This window comes from Curtobacterium sp. HSID17257 (assembly GCF_003989515.1).
Taxonomy (GTDB): Bacteria; Actinomycetota; Actinomycetes; order Actinomycetales; family Microbacteriaceae; genus Curtobacterium.
Genome location: NZ_RBLU01000185.1, coordinates 1 through 3,890, shown reverse-complemented (window position 1 = coordinate 3,890; position 3,890 = coordinate 1). Strand labels below are relative to the sequence as shown.

Genomic DNA, 3,890 nt, shown 5'->3' with positions numbered 1-3,890 from the left:
TCCGTCGCCTACGGCCGTCGAGCGTGACGGAACGGGCTCGCTCGGGCCAGCGCACGGACGGGAGGCGCGGGGCGGGCTGGCACCGCGCCTCCCGTCCGTCCGTGGGCACCAGCCGCACCGAACGGGCAGGACATGCCGCGTGCATGCCGGCGGGCGGGCGGGATCCGTCGGCAGCAGCCGCCGAGTGTGACAGGAAGTGCCCGCTCGAGAAACGGGCGGGTGGGCGGGCGGGCGGTCCGGCGGGCCCGTGCGGCGGGCGTCGTCAGTCGGCGTCGGGGGCGAGCCAGATGGCCGAGGCTGCGGCGGCGGGCAGGTCGACGAGGGACTCCTGGCCGTCGGGCGTCCGGCGCGCGACGGCGATCACCCCCGCGTAGTCACGGACGCGCTCCACCCGCAGGTGGGTCCCCAGTGCGACGCCGAGCTCGTCGAAGTAGCGCAGCAGGGCCGGGTCGTCGTCGGACACCCGGTCGACGGTCCCGCACGCGCCGGGCTCGATCGACCCGAGCAGTGTTCCGGGCGACGACGGGACCGAGCCGTCCGCCGCCGGGATCGGGTCGCCGTGCGGGTCGTGCGTCGGGTGGCCCAGGTCGGCGTCGACCCGGTCGAGGAAGGTCTCGGACACCGCGTGCTCGAGCGCTTCGGCCTCGGTGTGGACCTCGTCCCACGAGTAGCCGAGCCGCTGCACGAGGTAGGTCTCGATGAGTCGGTGCCGGCGGACCATCGCCACGGCGACCTGCTGCCCGAGCGGGGTGAGCACGACGCCGTAGTAGGGGGTGTGCTCGATGAGGCCGTCGCGGTCGAGCTTCCGGAGGTTGCCCGACACCGTCGACGCCGAGACCCCGAGCGCCGCCGCGATGTCCCGCGTCGCAAGCCCCTCGCTGCCACGCTCGCCGGCCTTCCACACGAGCTTCACGTAGTCCTCTGCCATGGTGGAGAGGGAGGGCAGGCGCATGCGTCAATGGTACGGACGACGGGCGACCACGACGGCACGCGTCCGGCGCCGCCGCTGGCCGGTGCCCCCGTCGATCCTGCTCGGCCTGTTGCCGCTCGTCGCCTTCGCCGCCGTCAGTGCCTGGCGCTCGCGGCCGAGCGACGACTACGGCACGCTCGGGCAGACGGTCGAGAGCGTCATCGGGGCACTCGTGCTGCCCGAGGGCATCGCGGTGCTCGTGCTCTGCGCCTACGTCACCGCCCTCGGGTGGTGGCCGATCGCGACAGTGGACCGACGCCGCGCGACACTGCGCTGGACGCTCATCGCGCCGGCCCTGATCGCCGCTGTCTGCCTGGCGCGACTGCCGCTCGTCGAGTGGGACGCGCAGCCGGTGCGGTACTTCGTGCTGCTCGGGGTCGGGGTCCTCTTCGTCGGGGTGTTCGAGGAGCTGCTCACGCGCGGCGTCCTGCTCGTCGGGCTCCGACGGCGGCTGCCCGAGTTCGGGGTGTGGATCGCGTCGTGCGCGCTGTTCGGGCTGCTGCACTTCCTCAACGTCCTCGCGGGTGCCGAGGTCGGCCTGACCGTCGTGCAGGTCGTCTTCGCGGCGTCGTTCGGGTCCACGCTGTACCTGGCCCGGCGGCTGACCGGGAACCTGCTCGCGCCCGTGCTGCTCCACGCCTCCTGGGACTTCGGGTCGATCGCGGTGTCGGCGACCGTGCCGACGCAGGACCTGGCGCGGATGGCGTCCGCCGGGTTCATCGGGCTGTTCGCCTTCGCGGTGCTCGCCCTCGGGCTGGCCGCCGGCGGCGTGGTCGCGTGGCGGGACGACCGGGCCCGTCGCCTCGGGCGCCGGTGGCGGACGGTCCCGCCCATGGGAGCGCTCGCGGTGCAGGTGGACGAGCCGCGCCTCCCGTCCGCCGTCTGACCCGGCAGCCGCCCGCGGGCCGGTCTCCCCCGCGAGAGCGACAGGCTGCCGCGAACGGTTGCGCGCGTTCTGTCGCTTTCGCGGACAACCCGCCCGCGCCCCCGCCCGCTGCCCCCGCCCGCGCCCGCGGCCGCGGGCGCTGCGAATGCGCACAGCCTGGGGCCCGGTTCACCCTCGGGTGGGGGACCGTTCGCCGTCCGGCAACCACCCGTCCCTAGGTTCACCCTGTTTCCACACCGGTACAACAGGAAGGGGCGTCGCCCCCGGGCGACCACCACCACATGCGCAGATCCGCCGTCCGCGGAGTGACCGTCGCCACCGTCGCGACCGCACTCGTGCTCGGGTCGCCGCTCGCCGCCCAGGCCGCGACGTACCCGAGCGACTCCACCAAGCCCGACCTCGTGTCGCTGCTGAACGGGTACGACCAGTACTGGACGTCGAGCGGGAAGAACGACCTGCACGGCACGGTGAACGACCCGACGACGCTGGCGAAGAACGACCAACTGACGTCGTGGATCAACCAGCACGCCACGGCGGCGCAGCAGTTCCGGGCGCTGCAGGACGCCGAGTACAACAACGCCACGAACACCGCCTACGACCAGTCGTTCACGGTGTCGCAGGGCCTCGGTGACACGCTGGGCAAGCTGCTCGTCCAGGGACGCAACACCGGCGCACTCCCGCTCACGAGCGCCCTGATCAACTCGTCGAACGGCACCAGCGGCGCCTACGTCGGCACCGGTGACGCGAAGGCGCACTACAGCTACCCGCGGCCCTACCTGCCGTCCGACACCGCGGCGACGCTGCCCGCCGGCGACGACACCGCGAACTGCAACCCGGCGACCGTCAACGCGTCGTCGCTCGCGGCGAACCGCACCGGCAAGGCCTGGGCGGACGCGAAGGGCAACCTCACGATGACGCGGGTGCCGGCCACGACCGACACCACGCACGAGTTCTCACCGAACGACGTCGTGCTCGACGCCGGCTACGGCCAGAAGGGCATCTGCACCGGCGGCTCGTACCCGTCCGGGCACACCACCACGGCGTACCAGGCGGGCATCACCCTCGCCACGCTCGTGCCCGAGCTCGCACCGGAGATCCTCGCCCGCACGTCCGAGGCCGGCAACGACCGCATCGTCCTCGGCGTCCACTACCCGCTCGACATCATGGGCGGACGCATCGACGGCGAGGCCGCCCTGGCCGCCCGCTGGTCCGACACGCAGTACCGCACCGAGGTCCTCGAGCCGGCCCGCGCCGAGCTCACGAAGTACCTCGAGGCGGAGTGCGGCGACACCCTCGCGAACTGCATCGCGGCGGAGCAGCCCTACACCGACGACCCCTACGGCGGCCAGGCGATGCCCGGCGGCACCGCGCAGGTCGTCACCGACCGCGCCTCGGCCGCGCAGGTCTACCGCGAGCGCATGACCTACGGCTTCGCGCAGACCGGGACCGCTGGTCTCGCCCCGTCGGTCCCGACCGGCGCGTCGAACCTGCTCCTGTCGACCTTCCCGACCCTGACCGACGCGCAGCGCGAGCAGGTGCTCGCGCAGACCGAGATCGCGTCGGGGTACCCCCTCGACCAGTCCGGCACCGCGAACGGTTCGTGGGAGCGGCTCGACCTCGCGGCCGCGACGAGCGCGACCGTCGCCGTCGGTGCGGACGGCACCGCGAAGGTCGTCTCGACCGGTGGTCAGGCGCGCGTCGTCTCCGGTGTGCTGACCGCCCCGGAGGGCACCACGGTGCAGGCCGGGAAGGCCCTCGCCCTCGCCGGCACCGGCCTCCCCGCCGGCGCCACGCTGCAGGTCGTGCTGCACTCCGACCCGGTCGTGGTCGGCACGCTCACGGTGGGCGCGGACGGCACCGCGACCGGCTCGGTCGTGATCCCCGCGGACGCCGCGGTCGGCGCGCACACGCTCGACCTGGTCGACGCGTCGGGTACCTCGGTGCTCGTGTCGCCGCTCGCGATCACCGTGACCGCGGCGCCGAGCGCGGGTGGCTCGACCGGCGGCACCGGCACGGCGAGCGGCACCGGCGCCA

The 3,890-nt window shown here is 73.9% G+C and carries 3 protein-coding genes; 2 read left to right on the top strand and 1 reads right to left on the bottom strand.

All coding sequences use genetic code 11. The features are described from left to right. Nucleotides 1–262: 262 nt before the first annotated feature. Nucleotides 263–952, bottom strand: coding sequence for a metal-dependent transcriptional regulator (locus tag D8M35_RS15775; RefSeq protein ID WP_126892669.1), 690 nt, complete (start codon nt 950–952; stop codon nt 263–265). Here D8M35_RS15775 and D8M35_RS15770 point away from each other — a divergent pair. Continuing rightward, nucleotides 951–1,856 (top strand): CPBP family intramembrane glutamic endopeptidase, encoded by a 906-nt coding sequence (locus D8M35_RS15770; protein ID WP_161972692.1) that lies wholly within the window; start codon nt 951–953, stop codon nt 1,854–1,856. The two genes, D8M35_RS15775 and D8M35_RS15770, sit on opposite strands and share 2 nt — an antisense overlap. 281 nt (nt 1,857–2,137) lie before the next feature. Beyond that, nucleotides 2,138–3,890 (top strand): phosphatase PAP2 family protein (locus tag D8M35_RS15765; RefSeq protein ID WP_202976578.1); only part of this gene is annotated, 1,753 nt, incomplete at its 3' end.

Coding starts and splice junctions, on each gene's coding strand:
- D8M35_RS15770 (WP_161972692.1), top strand. CDS start 951: ATGCGTCAATGGTACGGACGACGGGCGACCACGACGGCACGCGTCCGG.
- D8M35_RS15775 (WP_126892669.1), bottom strand. CDS start 952: ATGCGCCTGCCCTCCCTCTCCACCATGGCAGAGGACTACGTGAAGCTC.